Origin of the sequence: Nonlabens sp. Asnod3-A02 (assembly GCF_045063755.1) — a bacterium.
Lineage (GTDB): Bacteria > Bacteroidota > Bacteroidia > Flavobacteriales > Flavobacteriaceae > Nonlabens > Nonlabens xylanidelens.
On sequence record NZ_JBEFOC010000006.1, the window covers coordinates 381,317 to 403,676 of the forward strand.

Consider the following 22,360-nt stretch of genomic DNA (forward strand, 5'->3'; position numbering starts at 1 on the left):
CTACTTTTTAAAATGTAATATCAATTCCTACTGCAAACTGTCTGCTTAATGGGTCAGCACCTCTCTGGTATCCAGAAACTAAAGGTGAAGCATACTGTCCTGACGTACGTACTTCTTCAGGATTATTACCATAATAATCATCGGCAAAAATGTAAAATAAGTTTTGTGCCGAAGCAAAGATTCTAAAAGATTCAATACCCATAGACTCTGTTACTTTATCTGTAAAAGTGTAACCTAAAACAGCTTCTCTTAATGCTACATAACTAGCATCTTGAATTAACTGATCTGTTGCTGTCCACTCACGACCTACACGACCAGTAGGCTGACTAGCTGGCACGTCTGCATGTACCCAACGATCATCTAAGAAGTCTGCATGTAATGCTCTAGTTTCAATATAGAATCCATCACCATAAAACACTTCAGCACCATGGCTACCTTGTAACAAGAAGTACAAGTCAAATCCTTTATACTTAAACGTGTTAGACACACCCCAAGTAAAGTCAGGGAAAGGACTACCTAAAGTAGTTCTATCTGCTGTTGTTATAACACCATCTTCATTAATATCTGCTACTCTTATTCCTCCTGGCGCGTCTTCTGCAGAACTAGGATTTGCATCAATTTCTGCTTGACTTTGCCATACACCTATAGATTGATATCCATAAAACTGAATAGCTTCTTCACCTACTCTAGAAATGTATTGATCTTCTCTTTCTCCATTATTAATAAATTGCTCTTCTCCACCTAGAGATATTAATTTATTACTGTTAGAACTTATGTTACCTGAGAATACCCAGTTAAGATCACCAAAATCAAAATCAGTAGAAACTGCAAATTCAATACCTTGATTTTGAATTTTACCAACATTATTTATGAAATTATCATGACCAGTAGCAAAAGAAACATTTTGATTAAGCAATAGATCTTTTGTGATCGAATAATAATAATCTGCAGTAAATCTTACCCTTTTATCTAAGATAGCTGCATCGATACCTAAATCGTAAGAATCTGTTTGCTCCCAACTGATACTTCTGTTTGCAAGAGTATTTCCACTCTCTGCAAGACCAGAAACAATCGCTCCAGGTCCATCACCTAATGAATAGTTTGATGGGAATAATAAGTTAGTAAATGAATAGTTGTCAATATTATTATTACCTACAACACCATAACTAGCTCTCATTTTTAATTGATTGAAGAAAGGAACTTTTTCATTGAAAAAATCTTCATTATGAATATTCCATCCCGCACTAGCTGAAGGGAAGAAACCATATCTATTCTCAGGACCAAATAAAGAACTACCATCTGCTCTAGCAGCAACAGAAATCAAATATTTGTTATCATAATTATAGTTTACACGAGCAAGACCAGAAAGTAAACCTATCTCTTCTTTAAGAGTAAATGTATCATTTGCATCAATAATAGTAGCTGCATTAATTGTCTCAATAAAGTCTGTTGGGAAATTGTTACCCAAAATGCTTGAAGTTTTTAAGAAAGTATACTCATAAGTACCACCTGCTAAAAAGTCAAAATTATGATCACCAGTTTTGTAGTTATAATCAAATGTATGCTCAGTTACTACACGGTTTCTTATGCTATTCACATCTTCACCAAAGGACTGCCCATTACTATTACCTTCAGATGTTCTAAAACGCTCATCAACTCTTAATCTGAAATAAGCACCTACTCTACCTTGATAATTAAAATTCTTTGCAATTTTCCAATCTAGTTTACCATCTGCTACAAAACGGTATTCATATCGTACTCTTTTATCTTCTAATAATCTAGATAATGGATTGTTATTACTAGAACCCCAAATACTAGACTGTGTAAAGTCTTGTTGTTGACCTTCGTCATCTACATAACTTAAATCTAAGTTTGTAAAATGTCTAGGGTGTGCATAACTACCTACAGGCTGTCCTGTTAAATTACTACTGAACTCATTGTGATAAGGAGCAAAGAAATTATAATTTCTAGAAAAATTTGAGAAATCTAATGCTGTACGTTGCTGTCTAGAATAAGAAGGTCTAAAGTTAACACCTAACTTCACCTTGTCGTTTAACTTAGTATTAAAACGTGCCTGAAGGTTCAACGCTTTATAATCCATACCTTTTACTAATCCTTCATCCTGTATATACTGACCAGAGAAATAGTATTTAGTTAAACGACTACCACCACCTACATCAAATTGATAATTCTGTATAGTCACATCATCTGCCTTAGCCTCTTCTAACCAGTCTGTACCATCTGTACTTCCACTTGTTCCTTGAGCAATGATACGACGAGCAAGTTCTAAATTAGAAAAACCAATTGAAGCTGGATCACGACCTTCACTCAATGCAGTTGCATTTTCTGCTATTTGTCTTTCATTTCTTGTTAACTCAGTAAACTCAGTAGTATTTAAAATCTCAGGCAATCTTAAAACAGATTTTACACCTGTAAATGCTTTGAAACTAAACTTAGGCTCACCGTCTCCATCTTTAGTAGTAACTAAAATAACACCGTTAGCACCACGAGAACCATAAAGAGCAGCAGAACTAGCGTCTTTAAGAACCTCAATAGATTTAATAGAACTAGGATTGATAAACTCTAACGCATCTGCGATTGGAAAACCATCTACCACTATTAAAGGTGTACCACTAGCAGTAATAGAAGATAAACCACGGATACTAATCTCTGGAGCATCACCTACTTGACCTGATGTGTTCTTAATTTGCACCCCTGCCAACTTACCTTTTAAAGCGTCACCGACACCTGAGTAAGTTAATTCATCAAGGTTTTCATTTTTAAGCTGACTTACAGAGTTAGTAAGGTTACTTCTGGAAGACTTACCGTAAGCGACTACTATTACTTCATCTAAAGTTTCTTCATCTTCTTGCATGATGATTTCAAATGTAGTTTTATCACCTACAATAATGTTTTGAGTCTTAAAACCCAAAGAACTAATAACCAGAACATCTTCTGGACTTGCCATAATTTTAAATTTCCCATCTAAATCTGTAACAGCAGCTCTATTGGTATTTAAAATTTGGACAGTAGCGCCTAAAATAGACTCTAAATCTGCTCCAGATGTCACAGTACCAGTGACTTCCTTACCACTTTGCGCAATCGATATAGTGGGTAAACAAAGTAAGCAGAAAATAAAAAGTATCTTTCTCATATTCATTTTTAAAATATTTGTTAAGACACTTTAACTTAAAATCATCAAAATAAGCATCACATTCTTATAAAAAATGCGCCTAAATTGTTAATTTCGCTATTAAAGAGTCTTACTCTTTTTGTTGATTATTTTAATTTTCATAAAAAGCATGAGTGGCAGCTCGTGCTTTTTTATTTTTTAATGTATTCTCTCAAGGCGGTAAAATGAATCTCCATTGCTTTTAAAGCTTCTTCTGGATTTTTATCTTTTATCCCTTTTAAAATAGCATTGTGTTCTTTATTCAATTTCACAGCCTCAGATCTATCACATATATGCTCCTTATTAAAGTGACCGATAATACCTGGAACAATAATTTTCATAAGGCCATATATTACTGTATTCTCACTACATTTAACAATAGCAAGATGAAATTTCAAATCTTCAATTACAGAAGGTTCTCCATTAAGTATTTTCTCTTGAAAATCTAATTGAGCTTCTTCTAATTCTTTTAAAGACTCTTCACTACGTCTAACAGCTGCTAGTTTTATAGCTTGCGTCTCTATAATGACTCTCGTTTCTACTAAAGATCTAAAATCTGGTAACTCTAGGTCTAGAATATCTGTCATCATACTATTGATAGATGGCATTCCTATACCTGTAATTACAGAACCACTTTGAGGCATTGTTTTAATAATACCATAAAACTCTAATTTTTGAATCGCTGCACGTATCTGATTACGTGATACACTAAGCTTTTCAGAAAGCTTTCGTTCTGAGGGTAACTTATCTCCAACCTCTAATTGATGTTTTTCAATTAGTGCTTTTATTTTATTCATAACCTCAACGTCGCGATCTACATCGTTATCGTTATCAGTTATTAAATTTACAAGTTGTAGACCGTGTTCTAGCATTCAAAAATTGGTTTACCAATCTGGTTGCCCAAATTAAAGTGAATAGTTAGAGATATGCAAATATTCTAAGCCAAAAATTTTTAGATTTAGTAATATTTGCATTTTTAGATGAACATATGTCAATAAAAGGCTACATATTTATCGTTTTCGCAACTTCTACCGCGATTGATATATCTTTTTGTAATCCTTCAAAGTCACCACTGCTTATTTTCTTTTTATCAAAAAGCTGACTTCCCATTCCTACACAATTTACTCCCGCATTAAACCATTCTCCCATAGAGTCGCTGGTAGGCTCTACACCTCCTGTAGGCATAATTGCTAAGTGAGGCATAACTGATTTTACCGCTTTCGCGAAAGCGGAACCAATAACATTTGCTGGAAATATCTTAATCATCTCACAACCTAAGTGCATAGCAGTGATCGTTTCTGTAATAGTAGCAACTCCAGGAATGTAAGCAACATTACTTTTCTTACAATACTCACCCAGTTCAATAACAAGGCCAGGCGAAACAATAAATTGCGCTCCACTCTCGATAAAAGTTTGAGCTGTTTGAGAATCATAAATAGTTCCTACACCTAGAATTAAATCGGTTAAATCAGAAAAATGCTTAGAAACCTTTTTAAAAGTTTCTAAACCATTTGTACCACGATTAACAAATTCAAAAATCCTAACTCCTCCATTATAAGAGGCTTGTATCGTTTTGATCACAACGTCACTGTTTTCATTAAAAAAAACAGGCACTATTTTATGATCTTCTGTAAGTTTTATAAAATTTTTAGTATCCATTATCTTAAAAGTCTTCCTACACTATTACCACTAACTAGTTCTTCTACTTCTTCTTTACTGCTCAAGTTCACATCACCTATTGTACTGTGTTTTAAAACAGAGGCTGCTATTGCAAACTCTACAGTTTGTTGCTCTTCTAAATTTAGTAATCCATAAATTAAACCTGCCATGAATGCATCTCCACCACCTATACGGTCTACAATGTTTTTCATTTCATAGGTCTTAGATGTATACATCTTACCGTCTTTATACATTACTGCTGTCAGTTCATTTCTAGAAGCAGACATTGCATTACGTATAGTTTTAGAAAAAGCCTTTATGTGAGGATATTTTTCCTGTACCATTTTACAATTAGTCTCCCAGTCTTCATTAACTATACCTAAACAGTTTTCTAGATCTACACGTCCACCTACTACCACATCTGTAAGTTCTACAAGACCAGGCATTACATCTAGCGGCTGCTTACCATATTGCCATAAATTTCTTCGATAGTTGATATCCCCACTAGTCGTTATACCTCTTTTACGAGCTTCTTTTAAAGCGCGTAGAGTAACATCGGCAGCTTTTTGAGAAATAGCTGGTGTAATACCACTGTAATGAAACCAGTCAGCACCTTTAAAAACTACATCCCAATTTACTTCTGACTCATCTAGATCTCCAAAAGTGGTGTCAAAACGGTCATAAACTATCCTAGAAGGTCTTTGCATTGCGCCAGATTCTAAATAATAGATACCTAAACGTCCTTCTTTACGGACCACTCCCTTATTACTTACACCATTTAATTTTAGAAAACGAGAAACGCGCTCTCCTAAATCATTATGAGGTAAAGCGGTTATGTGTGTAGCTTTTAATCCAAAATGCGCAAGAGAAACACCTACGTTAGCCTCTGAACCACCAAAGGTCACATCAAAATTGACAGTTTGAAATAATCTTTTATTATTAGGCACGGTTAATCTCATCAAAACCTCACCTAGAGTTACTACTTTTTGTGACATAATTTCTTTTAGTTGAGGCACAAACTTAAGGCATATCAATAGATTTGTGCAATAATTATACAATCCTGTACCTAATGAGTATAATTTTCTCTATCAATAATGCGTCTTAATCACCTATTAATACAAGCAATTACAGAAATTTACAAAAAAAAAGGCTGCAAGAGATTGCAGCCTTTTTTATAAAATAATTTTAAATAGGTTATGTAAGCTGTGCTTTTACTACAGTACTTATAGTTCTACCATCTGCTTTACCAGCAAGTTCTTTGTTTGCCATACCCATTACTTTACCCATATCTTTCATACCAGTTGCTCCTGTCTTAGAAATAATTTCCTTGACTATGGCAGCAACGTCCTCTTCACTTAATTGCTCTGGCAAGAATTTTTCTAATACAGCCGCTTGAGCTAGTTCTGGCTCAGAAAGATCTTCTCTATTTTGTTCAGAAAATATACGAGCGCTATCCTTACGTTGCTTAACTAGTTTTTGGACAATTTTGATTTCATCTTCCTCGGTTAATTCTCCACCTCCAGATGTTTTTGATAATAACAACTCGCTTTTTACCGCTCTTAAAGACGCCAGTGCAACTTGATCTTTTGCTTTCATGGCTTCTTTCATAGCTGCCATTATATCTTTTTCTAAACTCATAATTTTATTATCTATTCACCGCTGTACATTTAATCCGTCACAACGATTATGTTTTATATAGCTCTTAATACCTTTCAAAAATACGAATTTGAATTGCATAAAAAAACCCAAATACCATTACAGTATTTGGGCTATGTGCATTTAGGGGAAAATGCTTCTAGTCTACATTATCATGTAGAAAAGAATTATTGTTAGATCTGAACTGGATTTCATTATTCTCATCTGTAGAAAGAGTGGTTCTAGACCTTTCTCCTTCTTTAGGTAATTTATCCAATTCAACACCTTGTCTCAAATATGCTGGCTGCTTTTCTATCTCATCTAATCTATGAGAGTTTTTAAATTTATAATTATAAGCATGCATTTTACGTTTACGTTCTTCTGCTCTTTGCACTAAAACCTCATTAAGCGGTAAATCTGTAGGATCTACATCTTTATCTATTATTTCAGTTTTAGGTTCTTGCGGTGTTACAGGGGCAGTTTTAGAAACGATTTTAATCTCAGGTTCTGGCTCTACAACCACTTCCTTCTCTTCAATTCTATGTTGTGGCTTTGCATTATTTAAACGCTCTTCTTCTTCAGCATAATCTTCTAGAGAATAAACTGTAACACCTTCTTTAGTATCATCATTAACAGGGACAACATTAATCGGCTCGTTAACTTCAATATCTTCTAATTGATGATACTTCTTTGCTTGTGGCGTTTGCTCTTCTTCTTTTAATTGAGCAGATAATGGCATGTCAAAGTCTAAAAAGAACTGATCTTCATCCTCCTCTTTTACTTCAATTTCTTCCTTAATTACTATCTGTTCTTCGGTCTCTACTTTTTCTGCAGATACTTCTTTGATCACGAAGTCTTGAGTTTGATCTAAAACTTCTTCATAAACCACATTTAAGTTATTTATAAACCCTGTAGTAGGTATCAAAACATTTTCTTCAACAACTGGAATAGCGGCTTCTTCTGGCTCTTCTTCACCTAATTCATGAACAATAACTAAAGGTTTTTCAGGCTCCACTGGCACAGGAATTGGTTCTGGTTCCGCTTCCGCGAAAAGGATATCCTCAACCACCTCTTCTTCAAGATCCATGATAAGCTCACCTGCAACAATATCGCTGTTTGCCTCGTCCAGGATAGCCGTAGCACGTTGCTCTTCTTCTAGCGTATGGATAATTCTTTTTGCCTCAGTATTTGAGATCTCATTTTGCTGTTCTACATCAAAACCAGTAGCTATAACCGTAATAGAGATGGCGTCTCCCAGAGCTTCATCTTCACCTACACCCATAATAATGTTTGCGACACCACCAGCTTCATTTTGAATGTGCTCGTTTACTTCACCTATTTCATCAATAGTAATCTCTTCTGTACCAGAAACTATTAACAGCAACACGTTCTTTGCTCCAGATATTTTATTATCATTTAAAAGCGGAGAATCTAATGCTTTAAGAATCCCTTCTTGAGCACGGTTAGAACCAGTAGACTGTGCACTACCCATGATAGCAGTACCACTATTAGCGAGTACTGTTTTTGCATCACGTAAATCAATGTTTTGAGTGTAGTGATTTGTAATAACCTCTGCAATACCGCGAGAGGCAGTAGCAAGTACCTCATCTGCTTTTGAGAATCCTGCTTTGAAACCTAAGTTTCCATACACATCTCTCAGTTTATTGTTATTGATAATTATTAGAGAATCCACACTACTGCGGAATTTTTCAATTCCCTTTTGCGCTTGTTCATTACGTACTTTTCCTTCAAACTGAAACGGTGTTGTAACTATACCTACCGTAAGTATGTCCATATCACGAGCAATTTGAGCGATAACTGGCGCAGCACCTGTACCAGTACCACCACCCATTCCTGCTGTGATGAAAACCATCTTAGTATTACTATCTAATAATGCTCTAACGTCTTCTATACTTTCTTTTGCTGCATGCTCTCCTACCTCTGGATTTGCTCCAGCACCTAGACCTTCTGTTAAGGTAACACCTAGCTGTATTTTATTAGGCACAGGGCTATTATCTAGTGCCTGAGAATCTGTATTACAGATTACAAAATCCACTCCTTTAATTCCCTGCTGGTACATGTGTTTGATAGCATTACTACCACCACCACCTACACCGATGACTTTGATAACGTTAGATTTGTTTTTAGGCAAATCAAACGCGATGCTGTTAAATTCTTCACTCATAATATTGCTACTTTATGGTTTAAGCTTGTGGCTCTAACACCACGGTATTTTTCTTTTTCTTTCTTTTTCAATCTACAAAATTAACTATCAATAGATCGTTATTCTGCTTTATCTAAGAACTCTTTGAACTTAGTTGCCCAAGAATCAAAAATCCCTTTACTTTTATTTTCTTGAGGTGTGGTATTTTCTTCTTGCTCCTCTTCTACTACTTTCTCTTCTTCCTCTTCTACAACTTCTTCTACTTCAGGCTCAATCACCTCTTCTTCCTCTACCACTTCTTCTTGTTGTGCATCTAGACCTTTCATCACTAATCCTACTGCGGTTGCAAATAAAGGACTTGTGTTTTCTGTATCACTACCACCAGCAAGATGCTCGTTAGGATATCCAATTCTACTAGGCATTCCTGTTACATACTCTGCCAGTTGCTTGATATGCTTTAACTGGCTACCACCACCTGTTAAAACCACGCCGGCTATCAATTGCTTCTTAGGCTCTTCATGACCATAGTTTTTTATCTCAACAAAAACTGTTTCTAAAATTTCAATGACACGAGCATGAATAATCTTACTTAAATTTTTAAGTGTAATTTCTTTAGGCTCGCGACCTCTTAATCCAGGAATGGAAACTATTTCATTTTCTTTATTCTCTCCAGGCCACGCACTACCGAATTTAGTTTTGAGCAATTCTGCCTGCTTTTCAATTATAGAACAACCTTCTTTAATATCTTGAGTAATGATATTACCTCCTTGAGGGATTACAGCTGTATGACGTATAATACCATCTTTAAAAATAGCAAGATCTGTAGTACCACCACCTATATCGATAAGCGCAACACCGGCTTCTTTTTCTTCTTGACTCAATACAGCGTCTGCACTAGCAAGAGGTTCTAATGTAATAGCTTTCAGTCCTAAATTAGCACTTTTAACACAACGATAAATATTGCGTATAGAAGCCACCTGACCTACAACAACATGAAAATTTGCCTCTAAGCGACCGCCGTACATCCCGACAGGCTCTTTAACGTCTGACTGCCCGTCTATTTTATATTCTTGAGGTAAAACATGTATAATCTCTTCACCAGGTAACATGACTAATTTTAAAACCTGATTACATAATTTTGTAATATCCTCTTGATCAATTACCGTCTCGCTATCTCCACGTGTGATATAATCACTGTGTTGCAAGCTGCGTATGTGCTGTCCTGCTATACCTACAGTAACATCATTTATTTTTATACCACTCACACCTTCGGCCTGACTAACCGCCTGCTGTATAGATGTTATAGTTTGTGTGATGTTATTTACTACACCTCTGTGTACTCCTAAACTTTTTGACTTACCTACACCTAGAATCTCAAGTTTGCCGTATTCATTCTTGCGACCTATCATAGCTACAATCTTTGTTGTACCTATATCCAGACCTACTGCATATTCTTGTTGTTCCATTTCCCTACCTTTTTGTTACTACTACTTGATTATCAAATCTCAAGTCTATTGTTTTAATATCACCTAGTTGTTTATCTTTTTGCATTTTTGTTAGAAACGCTTTGTAATTGATCATCTTATGATCTAGTTTTTCAACTCTTCCCAGCTTCACTTTAAAATCTAAAGCTCTTACAGAAAGTGTTACTTCTTCTCTTTTATCAAATTTGATTTGAGTAAAAGATGCTTTTAATAACTCGTCATTTCTAATAAAATTGATCAGCTCAAATGTTTTACCCTGCACATTTTCACTAAAACCGTAAACAAGAGGCACATTTACAGTGTGTTCTTTTGATAACGGCATCATTAAATTATCCTGATCTAGATAAGCATCTGGCGTACCCATAATCCTTGCAATAGGCTTTCTAGGGCGCACAACAGCTTTAAGCAATCCATCGAGAGAAACGGAAACCTCTGCATCTCTGATCATTGCGTTTTGAACAAGTCGTAATTCACTCTTATTCAAATCTAGATTTTCTATCGTCAAGTTCTCTATAGAATCGTTATTTTGTATCAACAATTTATTAACGTTCTTTTCAGATATCAAAGGATCACTATAATCTGTAAATGTGATACTTACATCTTTAAGCTTTCTAGCTTCATATCTATTTGACGCAAATGCGTAAAGACTGATTACCAACACGATAACCAACACCAATTTTATGATGTTTTTTATTTTATGCATTGGACCACTTTTCAGTTAATTTATTTATCTCCACTCCTATATCTCCAGCACCTAACATAATAACAATTCTCGTGCCCATATCGTTAATAAACTCTTCTATATCGTCTTTTTCTACAACGGTAACCACCTCAGGTGATTGCTCTAGTGCATTAATCTTTCTGCATAGCAACTCTGACGTTATACCCTCTATAGGCAATTCTCTAGCTGGATAAATGTCTAGAAGAGCTACTTTATCAAACTTACTCAACGATAATGCAAATTCATCTATAAAATCTCGTGTTCTAGAAAACAAATGCGGCTGAAAAACTACTAGTTTCTCTTGCTCAGGATACATTTCTGTAACAGCTTGATAAACTGCATCTATCTCCTTAGGGTGATGTGCATAATCATCAATTAAAACCCTACGCTCATTATCAACCCTGTAAGTAAATCTACGTTTCACACCTGGAAATGATGCGAGTGCATATTTTAATTTTTCAGGATTTGCACCTTGCTCTAATGCGACAGCCATAGCTAGTATAGCATTACTCAAGTTATGTTTACCTGGTAATTTTAAAAGACATTTATCTATTTTACCTTGCGGTGTTATCAAATCAAAATGATAAGCACCATCTATGATGACCTCATCGACAGCCTCATAATCACCAGAATCTAATCCTACTTTTAAACCTTGAAGGTCTAATTTTTCATTTAATAGCAAGGTTTTACCATCCAATAATTCAGCAAAATCATGGAAAGTCTTTTCAAAAGTCGCAGCATCTCCATAAATATCAAGATGGTCTGCATCCATTGATGTTATTCCTGCAATATCCGGATCTAACTGCATGAAAGACCTATCAAACTCGTCTGCCTCTACCACCATAACATCCGTGCCAGAACACAAATAATTAGTATCGTAGCCTTCTAGAATTCCACCTAAAAAGGCAGTTACCTTAACGTCACTCTTATAAAGCAAGTGCGCTAGTATAGCACTAGTTGTTGTTTTACCATGCGTTCCTGCAATTGCCAGACAGGTCATGGTTCTAGAAATCTGACCTAATAATTGGGCACGTTTTAAGATGTTAATTCCGCTTTCGCGAAAGCGAACTAATTCTCCAAAATCTGCTGGAACAGCTGGTGTATAAATTACTTGTGCCGTTTCTATGTTTTTAAACTCTTCAGGTATTTTACCAAAACTATCAGAATAATGAATGGAGATACCTTCATCTTCCAACTTTTTAGAAAGAGCTGTCACGACGCGGTCATAACCAGCCACGTGCTTACCTTGATCATTTAAGTAACGAGCAAGCGCACTCATACCTATCCCACCGATACCGATGAAATAAAAATGCGATATGTGTTCTAGTTCTTTCATTTTAATAATTGCTCTAACTCGTTAACTATAGTTTTAGTAGCATCTGGAAGTGCTTGTTTCTTTATATTTTCAGAAAGTTTTTTCTGCAATTCTATATTTGATAATAAACCGGTCCATAAGGTTTTAAAGTTTTGATCTAGATCTACTTCTTTAATCATTAAGGCAGCATCCTGAGCAGTGATTGCTTGTGCATTTTTGGTTTGGTGATCTTCAGCAACGTGAGGTGAAGGAATAAAAACTACCGGTTTACCTACTATACATAATTCTGAAATAGAGCCAGCACCTGCTCTCGAGATAATAAAATCTGCAGCGGCATATGCCAGGTCCATTCTGTTTAAAAATGCGTGTACCTGAATTCCTGGTTGTGCCTTTTCTTTATATTCTTGATAATAAAACTTACCACATTGCCAGATTACTTGAACATTTTCTTTTGTAAACAACTCTAGATTACTATCTATTAATTGATTTACTCTTCTTGCTCCTAGACTACCACCCAGAACAAGTAATGTTTTTTTACTTGCGTCTAGATTATAATGCGATAAAGCTTCTGCTCTTAAAGAGTCAACGTTAAGTAAGTCCTGACGTACAGGGTTACCAGTTAAAACTATCTTTTCCTTTGGAAAAAATCGCTCCAGACCTGTACTCGCGACACATATTTTATTTACTTTCTTACTCAGCAATTTATTAGTAATTCCAGGATAAGAATTTTGCTCTTGTATCAATGTAGGGATCCCTTTTTTATTTGCCATGAAAAGTAAAGGACCGCTAGCAAATCCTCCAGTACCTATAGCAATATCTGGTTGAAAAGATTTAATAATCTTACTGGCGTCATATAAACTCTTTATTACTTTAAACGGAAAAGCAAGGTTCTTGAGCGACAAGCTTCTTTGAATACCACTTATCCACAATCCCTTAATGTCATAACCAGCTGCAGGGACTTTTTCCATCTCCATACGATCGCTTGCTCCTACAAAAAGTATCTCACAGTCTGCCCACCTTCTCCTGCATTCATTTGCAATAGAAATAGCTGGATAGATGTGACCACCTGTTCCTCCTCCTGATATGATTATTTTAAATGGCTTCACTAAGTACGTCTAAAGGGTTCATTTCATCTTCTTTTATTTTCTCTCGGGCTTTCACCTCTTCTCTTTGCGCGCTTACACTTAACACTATCCCAACTGCCATACAAGTCATCAAAATAGAAGTACCACCGCTACTTATTAATGGTAGCGTCTGTCCTGTAACCGGTATTAAATTTACCGCCACAGCCATATTAGTCAGTGCCTGAAAAACAATAGGGAATCCTACGCCTATAACCAGCAACTGCCCAAAAACAGAAGCAGCCTTTGTTGATATTATTATAAGCCTAAACAAGAAGAATAGGTACAAAGACAGAATAATTAAACCACCTATAATTCCAAATTCTTCCAAGATAATAGCAAATATAAAATCACTAGCAGACTGCGGTAACACATGCTTTGTAACACTTTTACCTGGACCTACTCCTACTATATAACCATTTGCGATAGCTGTTTTTGCTCGCTCTACTTGATATGTAGAATCTGAATCTCCCTCACCACCGAATGTAGCAATACGCGACACCCAAGTATCTACACGATTAGGGAATACACCAGGAAAAGCTTTAGCAGTTAAAACGAATAAAGTAAGCGCTACAAACCCTACACCTAACATCGCTAGTAAATACTTTAAAGGATACCCACCTACAAAACAAATCAATAAAATCATCGCAAAAATGAGTACAGCAGTAGACAGGTTAAAAGGAACGATAAGCATCAAAATAATCCCTACAGGAACCCATAATGGTAGTATAGATTCTTTGAACGTTACTACTTTATCTTTAATAGAGGCTAGATATTTTGCCACATATGCCATAAGAACTACAAAGGCAAACGTGCTGGTCTGAAATTTCATTCCTATAACAGGAACTGTCATCCATCTACTTGCGCTAGCACCACCCATAACGGTGCCTTGCATAGCAGTGTAACCTAGTAAAATTATCACCACCGGAAGTAGCAATACACTCAATCCTCTAAAATATCTATAAGGGATTTTATGTACAGAGTACAAAAGCCCCAAACCTATAACTACATGACCAAAATGCTTTACCAAAAATTTGGTAGTATTACCTGTTCCCTTACCTATGTAGGCAAGATTTGCACTTGCGCTATATACAGGCAGGAAAGAAAACACCAGCAATATGATTACTAGCGCCCACAAAAAGGTATCTCCAGATATGTAGTTTTTAATCCTCAATTTATAATCCTCTTACTGCATTTTTAAACTGACGTCCACGATCTTCATAGTTTTTGAAAAGATCAAAACTTGCACAAGCAGGACTCAATAATACGTTATCACCAGCCTGAGCTAATTTATAAGCTACTCTAACTGCGTCTTCCATACTACTAGTCTCTACCATTTGCTCTACACAATTGCCAAAAGCTTCTACTATCTTAGAGTTATCTTCTCCTAGACATACGATTGCTTTTACATTACGATTTACCAGACTATAAAGTTCTGAATAATTGTTTCCTTTATCAACACCTCCTACTATCCATACCGTAGGTTGCTCCATAGTATCTAGCGCATAATAAGTAGCATTTACATTAGTAGCCTTAGAATCATTGATGTATTGAACCTTATTGATTTTCAACACATTTTCCAGGCGGTGCTCCACTCCTTCAAATGAAGTAAGACTTTGTCTAATAGTCTCTTTTCTTATCTGTAAAAGTTTTGACGCAGTAGAAGCTGCCATTGCATTTGCAGTGTTGTGCTTCCCTTTAATTGATAATTTTTCTGTAGGCATAGTAAATACTGAGTTATGGGTGTTAATATGTATGTTGTTATCGAGCAAACACGCTCCTGTTTTTAATTCTCTTTCCATTGAAAAAGGAATGAGTTGTGCTTTAATATCTAATTTTTCTATAGCGTCTGTAATTGCTATATCATCGATATTGTAAATGAGGTAATCGTTCTCATCTTGATTCATCGTAATACGCATTTTACTAGCGACATAGTTTTCAAACTTGTAATCATACCTATCCAGATGATCTGGAGTGATATTTAAAATAATCGCGATGTGAGGTTTAAAACTGGTTATTCCATCTAATTGAAAACTACTCACTTCTAGTAATCTATTCTCTGATTCACCTTCAAATACTTGCTGAGCAAAACTCTTACCGATATTCCCACCGGTAGTATGATCTAACTCCGCCACATTTAAAATATGATCTATAAGACTGGTAACGGTAGTCTTACCATTTGCTCCTGTCACAGCAATAATATTTTCTTCAGTAAATCTGGACGCAAATTCTATTTCAGAAATTACTTCAATCCCTTCAGATTTAATCTTTAAAATCATCGCGGCGGTATCTGGTATCCCAGGACTTTTTACCACTAGAGATGCATCAAGAATCTTTTCCATAGAATGCCCTCCAGATTCATAGGTAATAGAATGTTTTTGTAACGCTTTCGCGAAAGCGGAACCTAAATCACCTCCATCACTTAAAAAAACATCGTAGCCTTTTTGAGCCCCTAACATTGCCGCTCCCATGCCACTGATTCCTCCACCTAGAATAACCAGGCGTTTTCTATCGATATGTTTTTGCGATTGATTCATTATCGCATTTTAAGGGTTACCACACTTATGATAGCTAGCAAAATACCGACGATCCAAAATCTCACGACTATTTTACTTTCATGAATACCACGTTTTTGATAATGATGATGTAATGGTGACATTAAGAATATACGACGGCCTTCTCCATGTCTCTTTTTAGTATACTTGAACCAACTTACTTGCATCATAACAGAAAGATTTTCCATTAAGAAAACCCCACAAAGAATAGGTATTAATAATTCTTTTCTAGTAGCAATAGCCAGTACTGCAATGATTCCACCTATAGTTAAACTACCAGTATCTCCCATAAATACTTGCGCAGGGAAAGTATTGTACCATAAAAAACCAACTAAAGCACCAGCAAATGCGGTAATAAAAACTACCATCTCACCAGAGTTAGGTATATACATAACATTGAGATAATCTGAAAAAACGATGTTTCCTGAAATCCATGCAAACAATGCCAGGGTTATCACAACTATAGCACTGGTTCCTGCAGCAAGCCCATCTATACCGTCTGTAAGATTTGCACCGTTAGAAACTGCTGTCACTATTATGATTACTACAGGTATAAAAACTAACCAAGCCCAGTTAGCAAGGCTAGGATCTATCCAATCAATTAGGCTCGCATAATCAAACTCATTATCTCTTACAAAAGGAATAGTCGTTTTTGTAGACTTTTTTGCAGCTTCAAACTCGATAGGTGAGTTTTGAGTAATTAATTCCTGTGAGTTCTTTGGGTTTACTTTTTCTTCTTTTATAGTAACCCCATCATGAAAAAACATAATAGAACCTATAATAGCACCCAAACCTACTTGACCTATTACTTTAAATATACCTTTAAGACCACCCTTATCTTTTTTAAAGATTTTAATATAATCGTCTGTAAAACCTATTAGCCCCATCCATACTGTAGTGATGATAAGCATAACCACATAAATGTTATCTAGTTGACATAATAAGAATACTGGTATTAAAGTCGCTAGTATAATTATAATACCACCCATGGTAGGCGTACCAGCCTTTTGCGCCTGACCTTCTAGTCCAAGATCACGAACAGTCTCGCCCACTTGTTGTCTTTGTAAAAATGTAATAATACGCTTACCATAAATGGTAGAAAATGCTAAAGAAAGAACAAATGCTATAGCCGCTCTAAAGGTTATAAAACCAAAGAGTGATGCACCAGGCATATTAAATTCTTCTTCTAAATATTTAAATAAATAATATAACATTTGTTACTTGTTGAGTTTATTAAGGATATCGGCTATTATTTTACGATCATCAAAATCAGATCGTACACCATTTATCTCTTGGTATGTTTCGTGACCTTTTCCTGCTATTAGAATAATGTCATTTTTATCTGCCATTTTTGCTGCCGCTTTAATAGCCTGACTTCTATCTAGAATAGTTATGGTCTTTTTATAATCTTGTGGCTCTACCCCTGCTTCCATATCATCAAGAATCAATTGCGGATCTTCTGTACGAGGATTATCACTTGTGAAAATAACTTGGTCACTTAAAGCAGCAGCTATGTGAGCCATTTTAGGCCTTTTTGATGTATCACGATCGCCACCACAACCTACTACTGTTATTACATTCTCATTTCTAGTACGTATAGAATTAATAGTTTCTAATACATTCTTGAGAGCGTCTGGTGTATGGGCATAATCTACAATGGCAGTAATTCTATTCTCTACCGTAGTAAAATATTGAAACCTACCTGACACACCTTCTAACTGGGAGATCACTTCTAACACCTCTATCTCTTCTAGTCCTAATTCTATAGCACAAGCATAAATAGCCAAAACATTATAGGCATTAAATTCACCTACCATTTTAGACCACACTTCATGCTCATTGATCTTTAACAACAAACCACCGAACTGATTTTCTATAATCTGAGCGCGATAGTCTGTAAATGTCTTTAATGCATACCCCAGCTTTTTAGCCTTTGTATTTTGCAGCATCACAGCTCCATTCTTATCGTCTAGATTTGTTAATGCAAATGCATCTTTAGGCAACTGATCAAAGAATCTTTTCTTCACATCTCGATATTCTGCAAAAGTGCTGTGGTAATCTAAATGATCATGAGTTAGGTTAGTAAACACTCCTCCTGCAAACTCAAGGCCTGTCACTCTTTCTTGCGCTATTCCATGACTACTTACCTCCATAAAACAATAATCTACACCTATCGCAACCATAGCTGCAAGATGTTTATTAATGGTCATAGGATCTGGAGTTGTATGCTTTGTCGCAACTACTTTCTCATCAATTAAAATCTCTACGGTTGAAATTAAACCTGTCTTAAAGCCTGACTTTTTAAAAAGCTGGTATAATAAAGATGTTGTAGTCGTTTTACCATTTGTTCCAGTAACTCCTACCAACTTCAGTTGTCTAGATGGGTTTTCATAAAAGTTAGCAGCCATTAAAGCCAGCGCTTTATGTGCGTTCTCAACTTTTATATAAGTCACATTTTCATCTTGATAATCTGGCATTACCTCAAGAACGACAGCTTTAGCCCCTTGTGATACAGCTTTTTCAATGTAATCATGACCATCTACAGCTGTTCCTTTAATAGCCACAAAAAGATCATTCTCTTTTACAGCTCTAGAATCAAAATGTATATCATTGATCTGAACATCTGTTGAGCCAATAACTATATCTAGACCGACTTTATATAATATGTCTTTTAGAATCATCATATCAATGTTAGAGTTACTTTATCTGATGGAGATATTTTAGTACCTGCTTTTAGACTTTGTGATTTTACTTTTCCAGAACCTTTTAAAATAACATTAGCTCCTAAATTTTCTACTATTGCAATGGCATCCATCGCTTCCATACCTATCAAATTAGGAATCTTCATGGAAGAAACTTCATTTTGGGCATGAGCTTTACTTAAATAAGAATCTGTTGAAACAACCATTTGTGTTGGTATAGCCTGTTGCAACTCTAGCTGATCTATTAAAGGATTGTTAGCATATATTTTTTGCGCAATTGTTTTAAAAACAGGTCCCGCAACTATATTACCGTAATAACCTTTTCTAACACTAGGTTTTGTTATCACCACTATACAGCTATATTTAGGCTTATCTGCCGGAAAATACCCTGCAAAAGAAGCTATATAATTACCAGAAGACTTCCAGTATTCTGTCTGACATGTCCCTGTTTTACCAGCCATAGAAAAGTTTTCACTATACAGGTTATCTGCAGTCCCTCTTTTCACCACATTCTCCATCATTACTTTTACCTTATCAATTGTATTCTGAGAACATATCGCAGGATTTATTATCTCTCGATCAAATTTTTCAACGACCTTTTCCTTTGACTTCACTTCCCTAATTAATCTAGGCTTTACCATTACACCATTATTTGCAACAGCATTATAAAATGTAAGAGTTTGCAAAGGCGTTAATTGCACCCCATAACCAAACCCCATCCACGGCAAGGATAATCCACTCCAGTTCTTATCATCTGGGTGAGGTATCATAGGAACACCTTCTCCTTTAATAGGTAGGCTCAACTTCTCGTTAAGATTCATACTATATAATCTATCCACATAATCTTCTGGATTAGATTTATAATTATTCTGTATCATTTGCACAAGTGCTGTATTTGAAGAAACCTCAAAGGCTTTAGCCACGCTTATTTTACCATAACCACCATATTTAGAATCGCGTACATTACGGCCGTAATAAGAAATCTTACCACCTTTTGTATCAAACACAGTACTGGTATCTACTACTTTATCTTCTAGCGCAGCGATAACACTCATCAATTTAAATGTAGAACCAGGTTCATGAGATTCCCATACAGCATAATTTCTCTTTTCAAAATACTTACCGTTATCTCCTCTACCTAGATTAGATAACGCCTTAATCTCACCTGTTGCAACCTCCATTACTACCGCAGTACCATGATCTGCTTCAAAATATTCTAATTGTTTTAGTAATGCATGATGCGCAACATCCTGCATATTCACATCTATGGTCGTGTATACGTCAAAACCATCATTAGGATCTAATTCATTCTCGCTATTAATAGGTTTCCATTGATTTTTACCTATTTTCTGCTCTAACTTAACACCATCACTACCTCTCAAATAAGGAGCAAAAGCACCTTCTAATCCTACAGGAGCACTTCCTCTGCGATCATAACCCACGATACGCTCTGCCATTTTACCTAACGGATGCTCACGCACTATTCTTTTCTCTACTATTAAACCACCACGGTAAGGCCCTTTTTCAAAAAGAGGAAATTCTCTTATCTCTTTATAATCTCCATAATTGAGATTTTTTGCAATAAGCATGTAACGATTTTTGTTACTATGCGCTTTTCTTAATTTCTGTAAATAATAACTTTTAGATTTGTCAAATTTCTTTCCCAACTCCTCAGCAAGAGCAGCTATATTCTCATTAAAATCTTTACTAGATGGCGCTAAAGCATCAAATCGTATATCGTACTTACTTATAGAAGTTGCTAGCAACTGTCCATTTGCATCATATAAATTACCTCTAGTAGAAGGAATAGTGTCGTTTCTAAAAACGCGTTGCTCTGCTTTGGCACGGTAATCATCTCCTTCAATAAATTGAATATTGATAATTTGAACCACTACCAATAATGCAACAACAACAAACAATGCACTCACCAAGTACATCTTGTTCAATATATTTTTATTAGTTGTTGCCATCTTTGCTTTTTACAATTACTATTTTCTGCGGTGGACTCTTAGCCGGAGCAATCCCTTTATTTCCTATTTTTCTTGCAATGGTAGACTCCATTTGCATAAACATTAATCTTCTTTCTAAATCTGTATACTCGCTATGCAGCTCTGTCACTTGTTCATTAACAGCAGCTAGCTTATGCACTTTTCTCTCATAACTATGACCAGTAAAAATCATAGCAATTGCAAGTACCGCAGCAAATAATATGAAACGCCAGTTTTTAAAAGCGTCGTCATTAGTTAAGAAACTACCCTTTAATATGTCATATACTTTGGTAGCCATTTATTCTCTCTCTATTTTTTCTGCTATACGCAACTTGGCACTTCTTGCCCTATTATTCATTTTTATCTCTTCTTTAGAAGGGATAATCATTTTACCTATCCTTTTAAAAGGAACACTAGATCTACCGAAAACATCCTTCTCTGGTTCTCCTTCAAAAAGACCATTGCGCATAAACCTTTTTACAGGCCTATCTTCTAAAGAGTGATAAGAAATAACACTCAATCTACCACCCACTTTAAGCACCTCTTCTGACTGTCTTAAAAAATCATACAGCACCTCCATTTCCTTATTCACTTCTATACGTATAGCCTGAAACACTTGAGCCATTAACTTATGCTCAATTCTCTCCGGCACAAGTGGTGAACAAATCTCTTTAAGGTCTGCGACGGTTAATATCTCAGCCTCTTCTCTAGCACTTACTATTCTTCTAGCTAGTTTATGCGCAATACGCAACTCTCCATAAGCCTTAAAAATCCTTACGAGATCTTCTTCATCATACTCATTAACTACGACTACAGCGTCTAACTCTTGTTCTTGATTCATACGCATATCAAGTCTAGCGTCAAATCGAGTAGAAAAACCACGCGCAGCCTCGTCAAATTGATGAGAACTAACACCCAAGTCAGCAAGAATACCATCCACCTCTTTAGCTCCATAAAGCCTTAAAAACCTTTTCATGTAACCAAAATTTTGATTGATCAACATAAAACGATCGTCATCAATGGCATTTGCCAGCGCATCTGTATCTTGATCAAATGCAAACAGCCTTCCATCCGGACCTAAACGTGAGAGAATCTCACGGGAGTGACCACCACCACCAAAGGTGACGTCCACATACGTTCCTGACGGATTAATATTTAATCCATCTACGGTCTCTTTTAAAAGAACCGGATTATGATAAGAGGTCGATTGTGTCATTTCCCATTACTTCTTCAGCGAGATCAGCAAAGTCATCTAGCGAGTCATCTATAGCCGCTTCATACTTTTGCTTATCCCAGATTTCTAATATATTCACCGCACTCGACACGGTTACTTCTTTTGTAATTCCAGCAAAGGTTATAAGATCCTTAGGTATAAGTAATCGTCCATTTGCATCTACCTCAACAGTTTTAACTCCTGCTGTAAAACGACGTATAAAATCATTATGCTTTCTATTGAAACGATTTAAACCGTTCAATTTTTCCATCATTTTATTCCACTGACTCATAGGATAGAGCTCTAAACAAGGCTGAAAAACAGCTCGTTTAATCACAAAACCATCCTGAACGACCGGTGTCAGTTGCTTTTTTAAAGCAGCTGGCATCATAAATCGCCCTTTGGCGTCAGTTTTACACTCGTATGTACCTATAAAATTGTTCACTAGAAATAGCTGTTTAGCGCTATTAAATCAAAAATAAGAAATTAAATACCACTTTTTACCACATTTTACCACATTGTTGATAAGTGAGCCTTATTCTGAATAACTACCCTAGTTATTAACAATTTAAGAATCGGTGCTTAATATTCAAAAAGGATGTTAATTCCGCTTTCGCGAAAGCGAGACAGC

General features: G+C 35.8%; 18 protein-coding genes. All 18 read right to left on the reverse strand.

Annotation, left to right across the window (positions count from 1 at the left end; all coding sequences use genetic code 11):
- Positions 1–7: 7 nt before the first annotated feature.
- Complete coding sequence (locus tag ACJJVN_RS02875) at positions 8–3,154, reverse strand: SusC/RagA family TonB-linked outer membrane protein (RefSeq protein ID WP_405377072.1); 3,147 nt, start codon at positions 3,152–3,154, stop codon at positions 8–10.
- Between the two features lie 170 nt (positions 3,155–3,324).
- The gene (locus tag ACJJVN_RS02880; RefSeq protein WP_104515756.1) at positions 3,325–4,044 is read right to left on the reverse strand and encodes a FadR/GntR family transcriptional regulator; all 720 of its coding nucleotides are present in this window, start codon (positions 4,042–4,044) and stop codon (positions 3,325–3,327) included.
- A gap of 130 nt (positions 4,045–4,174) precedes the next feature.
- Positions 4,175–4,831, reverse strand: a complete 657-nt coding sequence (locus ACJJVN_RS02885) for a bifunctional 4-hydroxy-2-oxoglutarate aldolase/2-dehydro-3-deoxy-phosphogluconate aldolase (protein WP_405370761.1) — start codon at positions 4,829–4,831, stop codon at positions 4,175–4,177.
- The gene (locus ACJJVN_RS02890; protein WP_104515758.1) at positions 4,831–5,826 is read right to left on the reverse strand and encodes a sugar kinase; all 996 of its coding nucleotides are present in this window, start codon (positions 5,824–5,826) and stop codon (positions 4,831–4,833) included. The genes ACJJVN_RS02885 and ACJJVN_RS02890 overlap by 1 nt, the downstream gene beginning before the upstream one ends.
- A gap of 199 nt (positions 5,827–6,025) precedes the next feature.
- Positions 6,026–6,469: a GatB/YqeY domain-containing protein gene (locus ACJJVN_RS02895; RefSeq protein ID WP_104515759.1), complete on the reverse strand. Its 444-nt coding sequence runs from the start codon at positions 6,467–6,469 to the stop codon at positions 6,026–6,028.
- A gap of 157 nt (positions 6,470–6,626) precedes the next feature.
- Complete coding sequence (gene ftsZ / locus ACJJVN_RS02900; protein ID WP_405377073.1) at positions 6,627–8,651, reverse strand: cell division protein FtsZ; 2,025 nt, start codon at positions 8,649–8,651, stop codon at positions 6,627–6,629.
- A gap of 98 nt (positions 8,652–8,749) precedes the next feature.
- Complete coding sequence (gene ftsA / locus ACJJVN_RS02905) at positions 8,750–10,096, reverse strand: cell division protein FtsA (protein WP_104515761.1); 1,347 nt, start codon at positions 10,094–10,096, stop codon at positions 8,750–8,752.
- A gap of 4 nt (positions 10,097–10,100) precedes the next feature.
- A complete protein-coding gene (locus tag ACJJVN_RS02910) occupies positions 10,101–10,817 on the reverse strand; it encodes a cell division protein FtsQ/DivIB (RefSeq protein WP_405377074.1) in 717 nt (238 codons plus the stop codon).
- Entirely contained in the window at positions 10,810–12,171 is a 1,362-nt protein-coding gene (gene murC / locus ACJJVN_RS02915) for a UDP-N-acetylmuramate--L-alanine ligase (RefSeq protein WP_405377075.1), read from the reverse strand. Before murC ends, ACJJVN_RS02910 begins: the two co-directional genes overlap by 8 nt.
- Positions 12,168–13,256 (reverse strand): undecaprenyldiphospho-muramoylpentapeptide beta-N-acetylglucosaminyltransferase, encoded by a 1,089-nt coding sequence (murG, locus tag ACJJVN_RS02920; RefSeq protein ID WP_405377076.1) that lies wholly within the window; start codon positions 13,254–13,256, stop codon positions 12,168–12,170. The genes murC and murG overlap by 4 nt, the downstream gene beginning before the upstream one ends.
- Entirely contained in the window at positions 13,243–14,445 is a 1,203-nt protein-coding gene (locus ACJJVN_RS02925; RefSeq protein WP_104515764.1) for an FtsW/RodA/SpoVE family cell cycle protein, read from the reverse strand. The genes murG and ACJJVN_RS02925 overlap by 14 nt, the downstream gene beginning before the upstream one ends.
- Before the next feature lies 1 nt (position 14,446).
- The gene (gene murD, locus ACJJVN_RS02930; protein ID WP_405377077.1) at positions 14,447–15,808 is read right to left on the reverse strand and encodes a UDP-N-acetylmuramoyl-L-alanine--D-glutamate ligase; all 1,362 of its coding nucleotides are present in this window, start codon (positions 15,806–15,808) and stop codon (positions 14,447–14,449) included.
- Positions 15,808–17,040, reverse strand: a complete 1,233-nt coding sequence (gene mraY / locus ACJJVN_RS02935) for a phospho-N-acetylmuramoyl-pentapeptide-transferase (protein WP_405377078.1) — start codon at positions 17,038–17,040, stop codon at positions 15,808–15,810. The genes murD and mraY overlap by 1 nt, the downstream gene beginning before the upstream one ends.
- Positions 17,041–17,043: 3 nt before the next feature.
- Entirely contained in the window at positions 17,044–18,510 is a 1,467-nt protein-coding gene (locus ACJJVN_RS02940; protein ID WP_405377079.1) for a UDP-N-acetylmuramoyl-L-alanyl-D-glutamate--2,6-diaminopimelate ligase, read from the reverse strand.
- Positions 18,507–20,498: a penicillin-binding protein gene (locus ACJJVN_RS02945; protein WP_405377080.1), complete on the reverse strand. Its 1,992-nt coding sequence runs from the start codon at positions 20,496–20,498 to the stop codon at positions 18,507–18,509. The genes ACJJVN_RS02940 and ACJJVN_RS02945 overlap by 4 nt, the downstream gene beginning before the upstream one ends.
- Positions 20,485–20,814 carry an FtsL-like putative cell division protein gene (locus ACJJVN_RS02950; RefSeq protein ID WP_170034601.1) on the reverse strand — a complete coding sequence of 110 codons (330 nt, stop codon included), beginning with the start codon at positions 20,812–20,814 and terminating at the stop codon, positions 20,485–20,487. The genes ACJJVN_RS02945 and ACJJVN_RS02950 overlap by 14 nt, the downstream gene beginning before the upstream one ends.
- Positions 20,815–21,732 (reverse strand): 16S rRNA (cytosine(1402)-N(4))-methyltransferase RsmH, encoded by a 918-nt coding sequence (rsmH, locus tag ACJJVN_RS02955; protein WP_405370742.1) that lies wholly within the window; start codon positions 21,730–21,732, stop codon positions 20,815–20,817.
- The gene (mraZ, locus tag ACJJVN_RS02960) at positions 21,707–22,174 is read right to left on the reverse strand and encodes a division/cell wall cluster transcriptional repressor MraZ (RefSeq protein WP_405370740.1); all 468 of its coding nucleotides are present in this window, start codon (positions 22,172–22,174) and stop codon (positions 21,707–21,709) included. Before mraZ ends, rsmH begins: the two co-directional genes overlap by 26 nt.
- Positions 22,175–22,360 lie beyond the last annotated feature (186 nt).

Coding starts and splice junctions, on each gene's coding strand:
- ACJJVN_RS02875 (WP_405377072.1), bottom strand. CDS start 3,154: ATGAGAAAGATACTTTTTATTTTCTGCTTACTTTGTTTACCCACTATA.
- murC (WP_405377075.1), bottom strand. CDS start 12,171: ATGAAAGAACTAGAACACATATCGCATTTTTATTTCATCGGTATCGGT.
- ACJJVN_RS02945 (WP_405377080.1), bottom strand. CDS start 20,498: ATGGCAACAACTAATAAAAATATATTGAACAAGATGTACTTGGTGAGT.
- mraY (WP_405377078.1), bottom strand. CDS start 17,040: ATGTTATATTATTTATTTAAATATTTAGAAGAAGAATTTAATATGCCT.
- ACJJVN_RS02895 (WP_104515759.1), bottom strand. CDS start 6,469: ATGAGTTTAGAAAAAGATATAATGGCAGCTATGAAAGAAGCCATGAAA.
- ftsZ (WP_405377073.1), bottom strand. CDS start 8,651: ATGAGTGAAGAATTTAACAGCATCGCGTTTGATTTGCCTAAAAACAAA.
- ACJJVN_RS02940 (WP_405377079.1), bottom strand. CDS start 18,510: ATGATGATTCTAAAAGACATATTATATAAAGTCGGTCTAGATATAGTT.
- ACJJVN_RS02950 (WP_170034601.1), bottom strand. CDS start 20,814: ATGGCTACCAAAGTATATGACATATTAAAGGGTAGTTTCTTAACTAAT.
- ACJJVN_RS02890 (WP_104515758.1), bottom strand. CDS start 5,826: ATGTCACAAAAAGTAGTAACTCTAGGTGAGGTTTTGATGAGATTAACC.
- rsmH (WP_405370742.1), bottom strand. CDS start 21,732: ATGACACAATCGACCTCTTATCATAATCCGGTTCTTTTAAAAGAGACC.
- murD (WP_405377077.1), bottom strand. CDS start 15,808: ATGAATCAATCGCAAAAACATATCGATAGAAAACGCCTGGTTATTCTA.
- ACJJVN_RS02880 (WP_104515756.1), bottom strand. CDS start 4,044: ATGCTAGAACACGGTCTACAACTTGTAAATTTAATAACTGATAACGAT.
- ACJJVN_RS02885 (WP_405370761.1), bottom strand. CDS start 4,831: ATGGATACTAAAAATTTTATAAAACTTACAGAAGATCATAAAATAGTG.
- ACJJVN_RS02910 (WP_405377074.1), bottom strand. CDS start 10,817: ATGCATAAAATAAAAAACATCATAAAATTGGTGTTGGTTATCGTGTTG.
- ftsA (WP_104515761.1), bottom strand. CDS start 10,096: ATGGAACAACAAGAATATGCAGTAGGTCTGGATATAGGTACAACAAAG.